General features: G+C 60.9%; 10 protein-coding genes. 5 read left to right on the forward strand and 5 right to left on the reverse strand.

The annotated features are described in order from the left end of the window. Positions 1-16: 16 nt before the first annotated feature. The 5 genes from ACTWLJ_RS10520 to ACTWLJ_RS10540 all read right to left on the reverse strand — a co-directional run bounded on the left by ACTWLJ_RS10520 (position 17) and on the right by ACTWLJ_RS10540 (position 6,568). Positions 17-1,900 carry a TonB-dependent receptor domain-containing protein gene (locus tag ACTWLJ_RS10520; RefSeq protein WP_445180763.1) on the reverse strand — a complete coding sequence of 628 codons (1,884 nt, stop codon included), beginning with the start codon at positions 1,898-1,900 and terminating at the stop codon, positions 17-19. 155 nt (positions 1,901-2,055) lie between these two features. Further along, the gene (gene dxs / locus ACTWLJ_RS10525) at positions 2,056-3,954 is read right to left on the reverse strand and encodes a 1-deoxy-D-xylulose-5-phosphate synthase (protein ID WP_445180764.1); all 1,899 of its coding nucleotides are present in this window, start codon (positions 3,952-3,954) and stop codon (positions 2,056-2,058) included. A 91-nt stretch (positions 3,955-4,045) separates the two neighbouring features. Further along, the gene (ispA, locus tag ACTWLJ_RS10530; RefSeq protein WP_401215457.1) at positions 4,046-4,933 is read right to left on the reverse strand and encodes a (2E,6E)-farnesyl diphosphate synthase; all 888 of its coding nucleotides are present in this window, start codon (positions 4,931-4,933) and stop codon (positions 4,046-4,048) included. Further along, positions 4,930-5,172, reverse strand: coding sequence for an exodeoxyribonuclease VII small subunit (locus tag ACTWLJ_RS10535; protein ID WP_003228627.1), 243 nt, complete (start codon positions 5,170-5,172; stop codon positions 4,930-4,932). Before ACTWLJ_RS10535 ends, ispA begins: the two co-directional genes overlap by 4 nt. A gap of 250 nt (positions 5,173-5,422) precedes the next feature. Continuing rightward, positions 5,423-6,568, reverse strand: coding sequence for a Fic family protein (locus ACTWLJ_RS10540; protein WP_445180765.1), 1,146 nt, complete (start codon positions 6,566-6,568; stop codon positions 5,423-5,425). Positions 6,569-6,845: 277 nt separating this feature from the next. Here ACTWLJ_RS10540 and ACTWLJ_RS10545 point away from each other — a divergent pair, with 277 nt between their 5' ends. The 5 genes from ACTWLJ_RS10545 to ACTWLJ_RS10565 are packed head-to-tail and all read left to right on the forward strand — an operon-like array spanning position 6,846 to position 16,228. Further along, complete coding sequence (locus ACTWLJ_RS10545) at positions 6,846-7,637, forward strand: YfaP family protein (protein WP_445180766.1); 792 nt, start codon at positions 6,846-6,848, stop codon at positions 7,635-7,637. 51 nt (positions 7,638-7,688) lie between these two features. Beyond that, positions 7,689-9,401 (forward strand): DUF2138 domain-containing protein, encoded by a 1,713-nt coding sequence (locus tag ACTWLJ_RS10550; RefSeq protein ID WP_445180767.1) that lies wholly within the window; start codon positions 7,689-7,691, stop codon positions 9,399-9,401. Then, positions 9,386-10,036, forward strand: a complete 651-nt coding sequence (locus ACTWLJ_RS10555; RefSeq protein ID WP_401215466.1) for a DUF1175 domain-containing protein — start codon at positions 9,386-9,388, stop codon at positions 10,034-10,036. The genes ACTWLJ_RS10550 and ACTWLJ_RS10555 overlap by 16 nt, the downstream gene beginning before the upstream one ends. After that, positions 10,033-14,607 carry an alpha-2-macroglobulin family protein gene (locus tag ACTWLJ_RS10560; RefSeq protein WP_445180768.1) on the forward strand — a complete coding sequence of 1,525 codons (4,575 nt, stop codon included), beginning with the start codon at positions 10,033-10,035 and terminating at the stop codon, positions 14,605-14,607. The genes ACTWLJ_RS10555 and ACTWLJ_RS10560 overlap by 4 nt, the downstream gene beginning before the upstream one ends. Position 14,608: 1 nt before the next feature. Further along, complete coding sequence (locus ACTWLJ_RS10565; protein WP_445180769.1) at positions 14,609-16,228, forward strand: DUF2300 domain-containing protein; 1,620 nt, start codon at positions 14,609-14,611, stop codon at positions 16,226-16,228.

Genomic DNA, 16,228 nt, shown 5'->3' on the forward strand with positions numbered 1-16,228 from the left:
GGGTGAGGGGCAGTCCTTAGAGCTCAGGGGTCCAGGTGATCCCGAAAATCCATGCCCGACCTTCTTCGCGATAACCGTACTGACTGCCGTCATAGCTGTAATTCGCGCGGCTGTAGCCCTTGTCCAGAGCGTTATCCAGCTTCAGATCCAGCTTGATCTCACGGTTCAACGCCCAACTGCTGCGCAAACCGAGCAAACCATAACCGCCCAATGGCTGGGTGTTGTTCAAGTCGTCGTAACTGCCGCTGACCAATTGCCAACTGGCGCCCAGACCCAGTTTGTCGAACTGGCGATCCAGATCCCAGCTCGCGGTACGCCGCGCGCGACGGGCCAGGGTATGTCCGCTGTCGCGGTCACGCGGGTCGATGATCGATACGCCGAGGTTGCTCTGCCAGCCGAACAGCTCCTGTTTCAGCGCTGCTTCGAAACCGTTGATGCGGGCCGAGGCGACGTTTTCCGGGCGCGAGTTGCTGCCGAAGATAATCGCGTCTTGCAGGTCGGTGCGGTACAGCGACGTTTCCAGACGTGTGCTGTCGCTCAACTGACTGCGCCATTGCAGTTCGTAGCTTTTCGAGGTTTCCGGCTTCAGGTTCGGGTTGCTGAAATCCGGGTAGTAAAGGTCATTGAACGTCGGTGCGCGGAAACCTTCGCTGTAACTCAGCAACAGGTCATTGTCCGGGTTCAGCGGCAGGGTGAAGGTGCCGCTCCAGGTGTTCTGGCTGCCGAACTGCTGGTTGTCGTCGTGACGCAGGCCCAGCTCCGTGGAGAAGCTGTCAGCCTGATAACGATGCTGAATAAACGCGGCACGGTTCCAACGGCTGTCCTCGTCGAACGCGGTGCTGCTGTTGACCCGGTCTTCGTACCAGTCGCCGCCGAGGATCAGGCTATTGCGCGCATTCAGGGTCAGATCGTTCTGCCAGTTCACCGAATCGCGGTAAGTGTTGAACACCGTGCGCTCATCGCTGAGCTTGTCGAGGGTCTTCTCGCGGTTCTCGGTGTGGCCGAATTCGACGCGGGTTTTCCAGATATCGTTGACCCGCGCATCCACGTAGCTGCTGACACTGCTGACGTTGAAATCGCTGTAGGGCTGCTGCTGGACGGACTCGAACGTGTTCATGTCGAAGCGGCCGAACGGATTGTCGAACTCGCTCTTGCCACGGTTATCCAGCAGATTGGCGCCGACTTCGATGTCATCGGTCAGCGCATGGCTGAGGCTCAGGCTGATCGATTTGTTGCGGTATGCATCGTGGTCGCCATCGCTGGGATACGACTCGTGGGTGCGGTCGATGCCGGCGGTTTCGTCGAGACTGGCGCCAAGATTGAAGCGGGTTTTCTCGTCACCGCCAGACAGGCCTAGGCTGCGTTCCCAGGTCTGGTTGCTGCCGAAGCCGACGTGCATCCGTGGCTGCAAGCCTTGCTCAGTGCCGCGACGGGTGAAAATCTGAATCACCCCGCCAATCGCATCGCTGCCGTAAATCACCGAGCGCGAGCCGCGCAGCACTTCCACACGCTCGATCTGCTCAATGTTCAGATGCTGCAGATTGCTGTCGCCGGAAGTCGAGCTACCGATGCGTTGCCCGTCTACCAGCACCAGGCTTTGCGCCGACTGGGTGCCACGAATATAAATCCCCGGCAGACTGCCGCGCCCACCGGTCTGCGCCACTTGCACGCCCGGTACTCGACGCAGCAGATCCGGCACGTCGCTCGGTTGCAGACGGTCGATGTCTTCGCGGGTGAACACCGTGTTGGCGGCACTGCTGTCGTTGCGCGCTTCGACCTGACGGTTGGCGCTGATCAGCATGTCCGGCAGCTTCAGCGCCTGATCGCGCTCGAAGGTGTCGGCGAGGGCATTGGCGGATGGCAGCAGGAGGAAGGGCAGGGCGAGGCGCGAGAGGTTCATCAACAGTCCGTAGGGATTTCTGGTGTACACAACATGTTGCAGCAGCACAAAACACTGTGGGAGCGGGCTTGCCCGCGAAGGCGTTGGCACAATCAACATTGAAGTTGGATGTGCCGGACTCTTCGCGGGCAAGCCCGCTCCCACAGGGACGGTGTTTACTGGTCGAGCAGAGTAAGGCGTTCGCGGATCGACGCCTCGATCCCGGCTTCATCCAGCCCACATTCGGCCAGCATTTGCGCCGGTTTCGCGTGCTCGACGTAGATGTCCGGCAAGCCCAGATGCAACATCGATTTGAGGATGTTCTCGCGAGCGAGGAACTCGCTGACTGCGCCACCGGCGCCGCCCATGATCGCGTTCTCTTCGATGGTCACCAGCAACTCATGGCTGCCGGCGATTTCGCGCACCAACGCTTCATCGAGCGGTTTGACGAAACGCATGTCGACCACGGTTGCATCCAGCTTCTCGGCGACTTTCAGCGCTTCGGCCAGTTGCACGCCGAACACCAGCAGGGCGACTTTGCTGCCCTGACGGCGGACGATGCCTTTGCCGATCTCGATCGGGTCGAGGTTTTTCTCGATGGTCGCATTCGGGCCGTTGCCGCGCGGATAACGCACCGCCGCCGGGCCGTTGTACAGGTGGCCGGTGGTGAGCATCATGCGCAGTTCGTTTTCGTCGCTCGGGGTCATGATGACCATGCCCGGGATGCAGCGCAGGTACGACAGATCGAAACTGCCGGCGTGAGTCGGGCCGTCTTCGCCAACCAGACCCGCACGGTCGATGGCGAACAGCACGTCGAGATTCTGCACCGCGACGTCGTGAACCAGCTGATCGTAGCCACGCTGGAGGAACGTCGAGTAGATCGCCACTACCGGTTTCGCGCCTTCGCAGGCCATACCGGCAGCAAAGGTCACGGCGTGCTGCTCGGCAATCGCCACGTCGAAGTAGCGCAGCGGGAAGCGTTCGCTGAACGCCACCAGATCCGAGCCTTCCTTCATTGCCGGGGTTATGCCGACCAGACGCGGATCAGCCGCGGCCATGTCGCACAGCCACTCGCCGAACACCGCTGAATACTTCGGCCCGCCAGCCTTTTTCGGCGCGGCGGCCGGGGCGTCCAGCGGTTCGAGTTTGGTGATGGCGTGATAACCGATCGGGTCGACTTCCGCCGGGGCGAAGCCTTTGCCTTTCTTGGTGACGATGTGCAGGAACTGCGGGCCTTTCAGATCGCGCATGTTGCGCAGGGTGGCGATCAGGGTTGGCAGGTCGTGGCCATCGATAGGGCCGATGTAGTTCCAGCCCAGTTCTTCGAACAGGGTGCCGGGAACCAGCATGCCTTTGGCGTATTCTTCGGTGCGACGGGCGATTTCCCAGGCACCGGGCAGGCGCGACAGCACTTTCTTGCTGCCTTCGCGCATGCTCGCATAAGTGCGGCTGGAAAGAATCTTCGCCAGATAATTCGACAGACCGCCGACGTTGCGCGAGATCGACATGTCGTTGTCGTTGAGGATCACCAGCATGTTGGCGTTCACTTCCGGCGCGTGGTTCAGCGCCTCGAAGGCCATGCCGGCAGTCAACGCGCCGTCGCCAATCACTGCGATAGCCTTGCGATCACTGTTTTGCAGACGGGCGGCAATCGCCATGCCCAGCGCGGCACTGATCGACGTGCTGGAGTGGCCAACGCCAAAGGTGTCGTACTCGCTCTCGGCGCGACGCGGGAAAGCCGCGACGCCGTCCTTCTGGCGCAGGGTGCCCATGCGCTCGCGACGACCGGTGAGGATCTTGTGCGGATAAGCCTGATGACCCACGTCCCACACCAGCCGGTCGTCCGGGGTGTCGAAGACGTAATGCAACGCGATGGTCAGCTCGATGACGCCCAGGCCGGCACCGAAATGCCCACCGGTCTGGCCGACCGTGTAGAGCAATTCCAGGCGCAACTCATCAGCCAGGGTTTCCAGCTCGGCTTCGCCTAACCGGCGCAGGCCGTCCGGCGTATTCGCGCGGTCGAGCAGGGGCGTGGTCGGGCGCTTGCGGGGAATCTCATGAAACGTCGTGGGCATCAGGCGAATCGTTATAGGTATAAAAGATGCGGCAGTTTACCTGATGCATCGTCCCCTGCCCACGCGTTGGTCTTTTTTGACAGGTTGGCGTTCAGTTACGCCGGTCGACGATATACCGGGCCAGATCGCGCAACGGCTCTGCGGCCGCGTCAAACGGTCGCAGGGCGTGCAGCGCCTGATCACGCAGTTCCAGGGCGTAGGCCTTGGCCGCGTCCAGACCGAGCAGGGCCGGGTAGGTCGGTTTATCGCGGGCAATATCCGCGCCCTGGCGTTTGCCGAGGGTTTCGGTATCGCTTTCGACGTCGAGGATGTCGTCCTGCACCTGAAACGCCAGGCCGATGGCCTGTGCATAAGTCTGCAGGGATTTCAGTTCATCCTTCTCGGCGCGGCCACTGGCCAGGGCACCGAGCTTGACGCTGACTTCGATCAGCGCGCCAGTCTTGTGCCGGTGCATCAGTTCGAGGGCTTTTTGATCGAGCTTGAGGCCGACCGAACCAAGGTCGATGGCCTGACCGCCGACCATACCTGCCGGGCCTGCGGCCAGTGCCAGGGCGCTGACCATTTGCAGACGGATTTCGGTTTGCGGATTGCTCAGGCGCGGATCGAGCAGGGCGCTGAACGCCAGGCTCTGCAAGCCGTCACCGGCGAGAATCGCGCAGGCTTCATCGAATTTTTTGTGAGTGGTCGGCTGGCCGCGACGCAGGTCGTCGTCGTCCATTGCCGGCAAATCGTCGTGAACCAGCGAATAGGCGTGGATCAGCTCAACCGCGCAAGCAGCGCCGTTGGCCTGTTCAGCCTGGCCGCCGAGCGCTTCGCATGCGGCGTAGGCGAGCAACGGGCGAACCCGTTTGCCGCCATTCATCACGCTGTAACGCATGGCCTCATACAGGCGCGCCAGTTCTGGCAGCGGCGCGTTGAACAGGGTTTCCAGTGCCGCGTTGACCCGCGCCTGGCTGGTCGCCGAATACGCAGCAATCATTCTGGCTGTTCCGCGTCGAAGGGTTCCTCGGCCAGTTCGCCATCGCGTTCCAGCAGCACTTGCACCTTCTGCTCGGCTTGCGCCAGCGCTGCCTGGCAGTCACGGGTCAGACCGATACCCTGCTCGAAAGCGGTCAGCGAGTCTTCCAGCGACAATTCACCATTCTCCAGACGCTCGACCAGCGTTTGCAGGTCAGCGAGGGATTGTTCGAAATCCAGTGCAGCTTTTTTGCGGGCCATGGCGGCGATTTCCGGTTGACGTTAAACCGGCGCGACACTAGCAGATAGGGGGTTTATGGGCAAATGAGCAGGGGCTTGTTTCGAAGCTTTGCAGGTCTCCATGTGGCGAGGGGATTTATCCCCGCTGGGCTGCGCAGCAACCCCAAATCAGCCACCCCGATCCGGTAGGAGGATCGCATCAAGCAATTTACGACTGCTGCAGCCGGTCGGGGATAAATCCCCTCACCACAAGATTTGCGGTGACAGGATATTAACCTGTGAAGTTTTCTGGATAAGCAATTTGGTAACGCGTACTGCGTCCACCTCCCGGTAAACGTTGCAGGCAGCCCTTTTCCAGTAACTCGGCCAGATGCCGGGTTGCCGTGGCCTTGGATACCTTGGCTACAGCTTGGTATTGCGCCGCACTGATCCCGTGTTCAAAGCCGCGCTCCCCGCCGTCCAGCAGGCGATTCAGCACCTTGGTCTGTTCTACCGACAAATCAGACTCCCGATGCGCTTGCCAGAAACGGGCCTTGCCCAGCACCGACTCAATCCGGGCAATGGCTTGTTGCAGGCTGCGCAGAAGCGTTTGCAGGAACCATTTCAGCCACTCCGTGATATCCAGAGCCGCCTTCTGGCTTGACTCCAATACGCGGTAGTAGCCATTTCGATCTTCGAGAATACTGGCCGACATCGCATAGAAACGGATTGCCTGCGCTTCACCTTGCGCCAGCGCCAGATCGGTAATCGTACGCGTAAGACGGCCGTTCCCATCGTCGAAAGGATGCAGGGTGACGAACCAGAAATGTGCGATACCGGCGCGCAGCAAAGGATCGAGGCTGCTTTGGCTGCGACTGGCCTCAAACCAGTCGAGGAACGTCGCTAACTGTTCTTCCAGACCTTGTCGGGGAGGCGCCTCGAAATGCACATTCGGCCTGTCGATCCGGCCGGACACTACCTGCATTGGCTCATTGCCGCGTAAACCGCCGATGCGGATCGAGCGTGCGGTAATGCCAGTCTCTTGTTCCGGGAACAGCCATTGATGCCATTCGAACAGCCGATCCAGTGTCAGCGGATCATCGAAATGACGGGTCGCGTCGAGCATCAATTGCGCCAGACCTTCACTGCGTTGGCTGACGTGGTTTGCTTCGGGTTGCTCAAGACCCAGGCGTCGCGCCAGGGAGGAGCGTACCGATTCGACATTGAGTTGCTCACCTTCTATGGCGGATGACGTCACGATATTCTGCAAGAGCGCATCAAGCTCGCTCTGAGCGCTCAAAGAACCGTCTACCGATTGGGCCATGCCCTTCAGTTGTCCCTGGGCCTGAACGCACTCGCGCAAGAGTGGCGCCAAGCGTTCAGCTTGCCAGTTGAAGTCAGGCCAGTCGGGCTGCTGCCAGATCCAATGAATTGCCATCAATCTCTGATCTCATGTGCGTGAGCCGATTAGAAACTTTATTCGGCTCATTCTGTGAGCCGAATATGACTGCTATTCGGCTCATCGTCCATCTGACAGCGTGATTCCCACAGAAAATTCAGATGTATCCGATTGTTAAAAAACTATCAAATCGCTAATCTTCGCGCCTTCTACGACCCGGCAGTCACGGGTCTTTCAGACGAAACGCAGTTTTCCGCGCTGTGAAGTACCGAGGATCGGGTGCAAGGTTTCGTTCAGGCATGGCAGGAGGCATCACATGCGTTCATTTCTTTTGCTGCTGATCGGGTTGGCCTGCGCGCCCGCGCTGCTGGCCGCGCCGACTGCCGAGCTGTCGGAACCGGTGGGCGGCTGGCGTTATCACGGTCTGCTCGACCGCAGCGAAAATCCGCAAGTCGCCTATCCCACGCCGCCGATTGATCGCGGTATCCAGCGCAATCGCACGATGATTCAGGGCCAGCTCAAGGCCATTGGCAATCAGCGTGGGCCGCATACGCTGGCGGTCAATGGCAATCCGCTGAATCTCTACACCGACGACGATGGGCGTTTTGCCCGGCCCTATGCGTTCGGCGCCGGTTCCAACAGCGTCGAAGTGCGCAGCGCCGAAGGCCAGTCGCTCAAGCGCGTACAGTTTTATGAAGCGAACAACTTGCGCACGCCTGCGCGGATTCGCGTGGTTCTCGGCTGGGACGATCCCAAGGCCGAACTAGACCTGCACATCATTACACCCGACGGCCAGCACGCGTTTTTCGCCCATACGGCGTTGACCAATGGCGGCGGTCTCGACCCGGACGGCGTCGATGGCCCCGGCCCGGAAATGTTCACCATGACAGCGCCGTTGCATGGCACCTATCTGGTTTACGTCAACTATTGGGGCAACTTCGGCGACGGCGGCTATAACTTCGAGGAGGCCAGCAATCAGAACGAGGTCATCACCTCGCAGATCACGCTGGTATTGAACGAAAACACCGTCGACGAAAAACGCGAGACCTTCATCGTGCCGCTGCGGGCAATCGGTGATCTGCTGCTGGTCAAGACTTTCAACTATTAAGCATCCCGCACCACGGATGAACTCGTGAGCTTTGGGAACATGAGCGTGAAGATGAGCGATAACACTGTTTCTCCAACCGTCGAAACGCCTGCCGGCAAACCCTCCCGACGCTGGCCGCTGTTGCTGGTCGGGCTGGTCCTGGCCGCCGGTGTGGCGGGCGGGCTCGGCTGGTTCATGCACAAACCCAAGGCGCCGGCGGCTGCACTGGCCAGCGACAAGCTGGGGATGAGCCGTCCGGATGCGTTGCTGGAAGCGCATTCCCTGAGCCAGTTGCCCAAGGACTTGCTGACGGTGCCGTTCCTCAAGGCCACGCTCACCGAGGACTTCGTCTTCTATTACGAAACCCACGCTGACCGCCTCGGCTTGATTGGCAGTCTGCGCCGGATCATTTACGAGCATGACCTGAAGCTGCAAGACAGCCTGATCGAAGAGCTTTTCGATCAACCGGCGGATGTCGCCCTGTGGCGTGGGGCTGATGGCCGGTTGAAGGACTTTCTGCTGGTGATGGATCGTGGTGGACTGGCCAAGCTGCTGGAGCCGCTGGCGAAAGTCGCCCTGGATGATTCGCAGCTCAGCGTGTTCGGCAAGCTGAAAGTCGGCGGCGACGAAGTGACGCTGTATCAACTGACCTACAACGCCAGCAAGTCGCTATTGTTCGCTTCGCGCGGCGACAAACTGGTGGTGCTGTCCAATCCGGCCAAATACTACGAACCGGAAAGCGGTGTTTCCGAGGAGTCCGGGCACGTCTCGCCGCAAGCGCTGGCAGCGCTGCTCAATGGCGACAAACTGTTCCCGGAAGCCTTCGGTCTGCCGGTCAAAGCACCCGAAATCAAACAACGCCTGTCGATAAACTCCAGCGTGCTCGCGATGGGCTACCAGCGCTTCATTCCGAACTTCGCCGGGCTGCGTTTCGACATGGATGACAAAGGCTGGCACAGCTTCCTCGCCATGGATGAACTGCAAAACCAGCCCGACTTCGATTTCAAACCGGTCTGGCAGGCCATGCCCTTGGGCGCGAGTGCTTGCGTAACCCTGCCGGTGGCCGCTGAGCCACAGAAACCGCTGCTGGTGAAACTCGGCGCCGAAGAAGCCGTGGCGCAGAAACTCACCGAGCACGTGGCCGGCGCGGCGGGCCTGTGCTGGTACGCCGATTCGCGGCTGTACACGCCGCTGCTGGTGGCCAGTCTGAAGGATGAGGACAACGGCAAACTCGACGGCGATCTCGGCACATTGTTCGGTTCGATGGTCGGCGCGTTTGAGTCCAGCGTGGAAGAAAACGTGTTCCCGGTGGTCGAGAAACAGGAAGGCCAGAGCCATGTCTGGCAGCGTCAGGTCAGCTCGAACTTCGGCCCTTACGCGGCCAAGGACGCCGAGAATCCTGATGCGATCACCGGCAAGGCCTTCATGAAAGTCAGCCTGGCGCGGCACGGTTCGACGCTGCTGTTTTCCCTCGACGACAAGCTGGTCGACAAGGCCCTCGGCACCCTCGACAAACGCTTCCCGCCAATGGCCGATGTGTTACCAAAAGACGTGCTGATGCCAATCTACTTCGGCCCGGACTCGATGGCGCAACTGATGCAGCAGGAGACGCTCGACAGCCTGCCGCAAGACATGGAGCCGGTGTTCTACAACGCCGCACAGACTTATCTGATTCCGAAATTGCGCACCCTCGGCGGCTATGGCAAATACGCGCTGACCTTGCCTGAAGGCAGCGAGCCCGACGGCCACTGGCAGTGGCTGCCGCTGGAATGGAAAGCCCTGTGACCGCACTGATCCGCAGCCTCGGCTTGCTCGCGCTGCTGCTGAGCGCGGGGGCCCGCGCCGTCGAAACCGCGCCGCTGGATGTGTCGCAATCCCAGGTGTTCCGTGCCTGGTTTGTGCGCATCGCTCAGGAGCAACTGAGCCAGGGCCCGAGTCCGCGCTGGTATCAGCAGGACTGCGCCGGGCTGGTGCGCTTCGCCGCCAACGAAGCGCTGAAAGTCCATGACGACAAATGGCTGCGCAGCAATGGCCTGTCCAACCGCTACCTGCCGCCGGAGCTATCGCTCAGCGATGACCAGCGCAAGCTCGCCCAGCAATGGCAGCAGGGTGGCGGCAAGGTCGGGCCGTACGTCAATGCGATCAAACTGATTCAGTTCAACAGCCACTTGATCGGCCGCGACGTGTCGCAGGCCCGGCCCGGTGACCTGATGTTTTTCGATCAGGGCGACGACCAGCACCTGATGATCTGGATGGGCCGCTACATCGCCTATCACACCGGCACCACCACCCCGACTGACAACGGCATGCGTTCGGCAAGCCTGCAGCAACTCATGACATGGAAGGACACCCGATGGATACCCGACGCAGCCAATCCCAACTTCATCGGCGTCTATCGACTGAACTTTCTCACCCAATGACCGGTGCCCGCATGTTGCGTATCTGTTCTCGAATTCCTCTGCTGCTGGCATTGCTGATGCCAATGGCCACGGTCAACGCCGAAGACTCGGTCGAGCCGAGCGGCTACACGCCGGTGTCCGGTGAAAGCTTCTTCCTGCTGGCCGACAGCAGTTTCGCCAGCGACGAGCAGGCGATGGTGCGCCTCGAAGCGCCGGGCCGTGATTACCGGCGTTTTCGTATGGAGCCGTATGGCGGCGCCGACATCCGCGTGTACCGGATCGACAAGCCGCTGGACTTCCTCAAGCGTCAGAAGAACCTGCACCGCGTAGTCAGCGACGGTCAGTTCAAGGGGGACGGGCTGTCGAACACGCTCGCTTATCTGTGGGACAACTGGTATCGCAAATCCCGTCGCGTGATGCAGCGCGCGTTCTCCTATGAGTCGCGCAAACAGGTCACCGAAGAGGTGCCGGAACTGAAGATGGGCAACACCATCGTTGCGCCGACGCCGTATGACGCGCAGCCGCAATTTGCGTTGATCCCGGGTCTGCCGGTGGTCAGTCAGTTCCGTTATCCGCTGTGGCAGGCGAAACCGATCCAGCCGCCGGAAGGCGTGAAGTTGGCAGGCTCGTCGAGTGACTTCGTCAACGTCGCCCCGGGCAACGTCTACATCCCGTTGGGCAATCTGAAACCGGGTCTGTATCTGGTTGAAGCGCTGGTCGGCAAGTACCGGGCGACTACCATGGTCTTCGTCTCGAACACCGTGGCCGTGAGCAAGATTGCCGGTGACGAATTGCTGGTCTGGGCTGCACGCAAACACGAAGGCAGTTCGGTGCCCAAGGTCAATGTGCTGTGGACCGATGGCCTCGGCGTGATGAGCAGCGGCGCCACTGATGCCGATGGTTTGCTGCGACTGAAACACGTCAGCCCCGAGCGTTCGTTCGTGATCGGCGAGGACGAGGAGGGCGGCGTATTCGTCTCCGAGAACTTCTATTACGACAGCGAAATCTACGACACCAAACTCTATGCCTTCACCGACCGGCCGCTGTATCGCCCGGGGGATTGGGTGTCGCTGAAAATCGTCGGCCGTGAGTTCAAGAACGCCCGCGATTCAGTGCAGCCAACCGCTGCCGACGTCAATGTCAGCGTGCTCGACGCCACCGGTACCGAGCTGCAAACCCTCGACCTGAAACTTGATTCGAAGGCCGGTACCCAAGGCCGTTTCCAGTTGCCGGATAACGCCGTGGCGGGTGGCTACGAGATCCGCTTCAACTACAAGGATCAGGCCTACAGCAGTGCCTTCCGTGTCGCCGAATACATCAAGCCGCACTTCGAGATTTCGCTGAACCTGGCCAAACAGGACTACCGCACCGGCGAGCCGGTCAAGGGCAGCCTGGTGTTGCTGTACCCGGACGGCAAACCGGTGGCCAACGCCAAACTGACCCTGAGTCTGCGCGCCCAGCAACTGTCGATGGTCGACAACGAGCTGCAATACCTCGGGCAATTCCCGGTGGAACTGACCAGCACCGAATTGACCACCGACAGCAAGGGCAACGCGACCCTCGACCTGCCGGCCGCCGACAAACCGAGCCGCTACATGCTCACCGTGTTTGCCAGCGATGGTGCGGCGTATCGGGTCAAGACCACCAAGGAAATCCTCATCGACCGTGGCGCCGCAAGCTTCCGCTTGAGCGCGCCGCAACGCTTCAGTGCGGTCAAGGATAAAGTCGCTTTCAGCTACACCAACGAGGGCGGCAGCGAAGAAAGCAAAGCCGTTACGCCGAGCACTTACAGCTGGGTGCGTCTGGAAGATCAGAGCACGGGCGAAGGCAAACTCGCGGCATCCGATAAAGGCTTCAGCCTGGCTTTCGAGCGTCCGGGCACTTACAACCTGACGCTCAAGGATCAGCACGGTCGGGTACTCGGCGCCACCGGTCATTCGGTCACCGGTGAAGGCGTCAAAGCGGTGCCGGGCACCGTGGAAATCGTCCTCGATAAACCCGAGTACAAGGCTGGCGATGAAGCGCTGGCGCTGATCACTTTTCCGGAACCGGTCAGCGATGCATTGCTGTCGCTGGAGCGTGACAAGGTCGAAGCCACTGCGCTGCTGGCCAAGGGGGGCGACTGGCTGAAACTGGAAAAACTCAGCGATACCCAATACCGCGCCCGCATTCCGGTGAAGGATAATTTTGCGCCGAACCTGACGTTCTCGGTGCTGTACACCAAGGGTGGTCAGTACAGCTTCCAGAACGCCGGGATCAAAGTGGTGGCGCCGCAAATCGACGTGGCGATCAGCACTGACAAACAGGTTTATCAACCGGGCGATACCGTCACTGTGGATCTGACCACGCAGTTCGCCGGCAAAGCGGTTCCGGCGCATCTGACGGTCAGCGTGGTCGACGAAATGGTCTATGCGCTGCAACCGGAAGTCGCGCCGACCATCGATCAGTTCTTCTATCACCCACGGCGCAATAACGTGCGCACCAGCGCCAGCCTGTCTTTCATCAGTTACGACGTGGCGTTGCCGGGCAGCCCCGGTGCGCCGGGCAAGGCCAATCGCAGCGAACGCGGGGTGAAAGTGCTGGAACGTCCGCGTCGCGAAGACGTTGATACCGCTGCATGGCAGCCGGAATTGCTCACCGATGCCGACGGCAAAACCCGCTTCACCTTCAAGATGCCGGACTCGCTGACCCGCTGGCGCATCACAGCCAGGGCCATCGCCGATGACGGTCAGGTCGGGCAGAAGAAGCAGTTTGTTCGCTCGGAAAAACCGCTGTACCTGAAGTGGAGCGGGCCGAGCAAATTCCGCAAGGGCGATCAGCCGCAACTGGGTGTGTTCGCCTTCAGTCAGGCCGAGAAACCGGTCAAGGCTGAACTGGTGACTCATTACGCGGGCGCCGAACAACGCCTGCCGGTGACCCTGAATAACGGCATCAATTATCTGCCGCTGCCAGCCTTTGCTTTGGCTTCTGGTGAGTGGACAGCCGAATTGGTGCAGGACGGCAAAACTGCGGATGCCCTGGCAGTGCGCCTGAGCGCGACCGGTGACGGCTGGCAGGTGACTCAAACGCAGAGCCTCGATGTCGCCAGTGGTGACACGCCGCTGAGTCTGCCGGCTGATGCCACCGACATTCGCCTGCGTCTGGATGACAGCCCGCAAGCGCTGTTCCGTTCCGCACTCGATGATCTGCTGAGCTATCCGTATGGCGGCGTCGAGCAGACGGCCAGCCGCTTGCTGCCGCTGAGCATCGCTTACCCGTCGCTGGCGTCGAGCCCGCAGATCCGTGATCGCTTGCGCCTGATCATGCAGAACAGCCGTCTGCGTCTGGTGCAAATGGCCGGTCCTTCGGCGAGCTTCACCTGGTGGGGCTATGACGGTGAGCCGGATGCATTCCTCACCGCGTACGCCTATTACGCCGACTGGAACGCCAGCAAAGTGCTGGAATTGACCCTGCCGCCGGAGCATTGGCAGCGAGTGCTGGAGGTCTACGCCAAACAGGCGCCGAATACGCCGCTGTTGCAACGGGCGCTGATCCTGTCGTTCGCCAAGCAAATGCACTTGCCGGTCAACACGCTGCTGACGGGTCTGATGGAAGATCTGGCCAAGGCTGGCGACGGCAACGCTGCCAATCTTATGGACGATGGCGAAGACAGTCTGGTGATGAGCGATCCGGATTCGGCGCTCGGTCTGGCGGCAGCGCGGACGCTGACAGCCGCGTTGGCCAAGCAGTCGAAGGTCAATCTGCCGGACGCTTTCAATCGGCAGGTGGCTGATGCGCAACAACGTCTGGCGGTCAGTTCGCAGCCGTTTGCCGAAGCGCTGAACCTGTCGCTGCAACCGTTCGATCAGGCCCGTGCCCAAGCCTTGCTGCAACGGCTGCTGCCGCAGCAATCAACCCTTGAACGGGCGTTGGCGCTGACCTGGCTGCAACGCAGCATCGAGCAGGCTTCACCGACCATCGCGCTGATGCCGGGTGAAGGCTGGAAGAAAAACTACGGGGTCAGCGGCGAGATGTATTGGACGTGGCAAGGCGCTGCGCCAGTGCCGAGCGTGCTGTCGGTCTCCGGCACCCAGGAGCGTCCGCTGCGTGCGGCGCTGAGCTTCCAGACTCAGCAACCGGCCATTGATCCGATGGCCGTGACCATCACCCGTCGCCTGTCGCGACTGGTGCCGGGCGACGAGGCGTTCACCTTCAAACTGGAGCCGGTCGGCAACAAGCCGTTGTCCAGCGACAGCCTGTATCTGGACGAAGTGATCCTCACCAGCAAAGCACCGAAACCGTTGCGCTACGGCATGCTCGAGGTGCCGCTGCCACCGGGCGCGGATGTCGAGCGCACGACCTGGGGCATCAAGCTACAGGGCAAGGACGGCACCGAGCCGACCGCGCTGGAAAAGGCGCGTTTCGAGCCGGGACAACTGGCCTACGCGGTGCCGGTCGATGCGCTGAGCGGTGAATTGCGTCTGCGCCATCTGGTGCGCTTCTCGCAGAAGGGCCAGTTCAACCTGCCACCGGTGCGTTTCACTCAAGTGTATGCGCCGCAGCATCAGGCCCAGGAAGCGAAAGCCGCCCTCGGTCAGGTTACGGTCAACTGATATGAAGCGGCCGCTGCTGTGGCTGATGTTGTGTCTGATTCCTGCGCTGGCGACAGCGCAGGACGAACCGCTGCGCCTTGCCTACAAGGGCGAGTTGCTGTCGCTGAATCACACGCAACTGATCGCCCGCGAGCCGTTGCCTGCGACATTGGATACGCCGCTCGGCAGTCTGTGGAAGTTGTTCGTTTACGCGTGGCTGGTGGATACCGGCGCCCGTGAGCCGGCATATGAATGTCGCGGGCAGTCGAAGGACGAAGTCTATTGCTGCACGGCTGGCGGCAAGATCGAGCGTGATCAGGCCTTGGTTAAATCCTGTGGTTTGTATTTCGAGCCTGCGCGATTGGGCATTACCTCTGCCGACTGGCGCACCTATTGGCAGGCACACAAGGCGCCATCATGGTTGCTGGATTTGCCTGCCGTACAACCGGCGACCCGGGTTTCAGTTGCCGAGTTGCTGGGCGTTTTATCTGTGCTTCCGGCTCAAGATCAAATGCGCCGGGTGTTGCTCGATGTGGTGCTGAACGCCGCAGACGGCAACGTTGTCGGTGAGCTGGGTGGTCGCTTGCGGGTGAAAACCTGGAGCTGGCTCGGCGATCAGGACCCGACATCGCGCCAGGGCGGATTCGCTGGTTGGGCGGCGGACGGCACGCCGATCTGGGCTGGCGGGCGTGGCACCAGTCAGATGGTTTTGCGGCATTACGGTGCTGCATTGGCGACGGTGTTGCCGAGTGCCTGGCCCGCAGAGGCGGGGCGTTGTGTTGAGGTTGGACTGTTCTCGCGATACCCGGTCGTACGGGTTTTGTCTGGCGAGCGCGTTGCAACTTCCGGCCCGTTGCAGGGCGACTACCGCGTCGAATTCGCCAATGGCAATGCGCTGGATATCCACAGCGACGGCGAACTGTTTTTGCTCAACGACAAACTCGTGGCAAGACTGGATCGCGAAGAATACGTCGCCCGTGTTCTGGAGCGCGAAGCCAAACCCGAACCCGCTGAAGCCGCCAAAGCCTTGGCCGTGGCGATTCGCACTTATCTGCTGCAAAACGCCTCACGCAACGGCGACTGCTTGAGCATTGACGACAGCAGCAACCGCCAGCGGGTCGCACCGCGTCCCGCCTCGGCCGAGTCGCGCAATATCGCGGCGTGGACGGCGGATCTGGTGTTGGCCGGCAGCACCGTCACCTATCACTCCGATCAACCTGGCCCGGACAAACTCGCCTGGCAGCAAGCAGTCGAACAGGCTAACGCTGGTCAACGTTACGACGCGATTCTGCTGCACGCCTATCCACGCGCCAGCCTCAGCCGTTGGGACAACCCGGTCGCCTCCTGCGAAGCATTGCCCGCCGCCCAGGACTGGCTGCAAAAACAACGACGCGGCTGGGGTCCGAGGCTTGAAAGCGAAACCGGCTACAACGAAGTCAGCACATTCGGCGTGTGCAAACTGGCTTTCGGTCGACCGTTCGTCGACCGCGAACGCCAGCGCATCTACGTGCGCGGCGTGCTGACCTTGCAGGATCGCCTCGACCTGACCCACGAATATCTGCACCTGGCCTTTGAAGCACACCCCAACGGCCAGGATGAAACCTACATCGAAGGGCTTGCCCGCCACCTCTTGCTGGAATAG

Source organism: Pseudomonas sp. McL0111 (genome assembly GCF_052567255.1).

What these genes read in the sequence shown, in the direction of transcription:
- ACTWLJ_RS10520 (WP_445180763.1), bottom strand. Translation starts at nt 1,900, where the DNA reads ATGAACCTCTCGCGCCTCGCCCTGCCCTTCCTCCTGCTGCCATCCGCC.
- dxs (WP_445180764.1), bottom strand. Translation starts at nt 3,954, where the DNA reads ATGCCCACGACGTTTCATGAGATTCCCCGCAAGCGCCCGACCACGCCC.
- ispA (WP_401215457.1), bottom strand. Translation starts at nt 4,933, where the DNA reads ATGATTGCTGCGTATTCGGCGACCAGCCAGGCGCGGGTCAACGCGGCA.
- ACTWLJ_RS10535 (WP_003228627.1), bottom strand. Translation starts at nt 5,172, where the DNA reads ATGGCCCGCAAAAAAGCTGCACTGGATTTCGAACAATCCCTCGCTGAC.
- ACTWLJ_RS10540 (WP_445180765.1), bottom strand. Translation starts at nt 6,568, where the DNA reads ATGGCAATTCATTGGATCTGGCAGCAGCCCGACTGGCCTGACTTCAAC.
- ACTWLJ_RS10545 (WP_445180766.1), top strand. Translation starts at nt 6,846, where the DNA reads ATGCGTTCATTTCTTTTGCTGCTGATCGGGTTGGCCTGCGCGCCCGCG.
- ACTWLJ_RS10550 (WP_445180767.1), top strand. Translation starts at nt 7,689, where the DNA reads ATGAGCGATAACACTGTTTCTCCAACCGTCGAAACGCCTGCCGGCAAA.
- ACTWLJ_RS10555 (WP_401215466.1), top strand. Translation starts at nt 9,386, where the DNA reads ATGGAAAGCCCTGTGACCGCACTGATCCGCAGCCTCGGCTTGCTCGCG.
- ACTWLJ_RS10560 (WP_445180768.1), top strand. Translation starts at nt 10,033, where the DNA reads ATGACCGGTGCCCGCATGTTGCGTATCTGTTCTCGAATTCCTCTGCTG.
- ACTWLJ_RS10565 (WP_445180769.1), top strand. Translation starts at nt 14,609, where the DNA reads ATGAAGCGGCCGCTGCTGTGGCTGATGTTGTGTCTGATTCCTGCGCTG.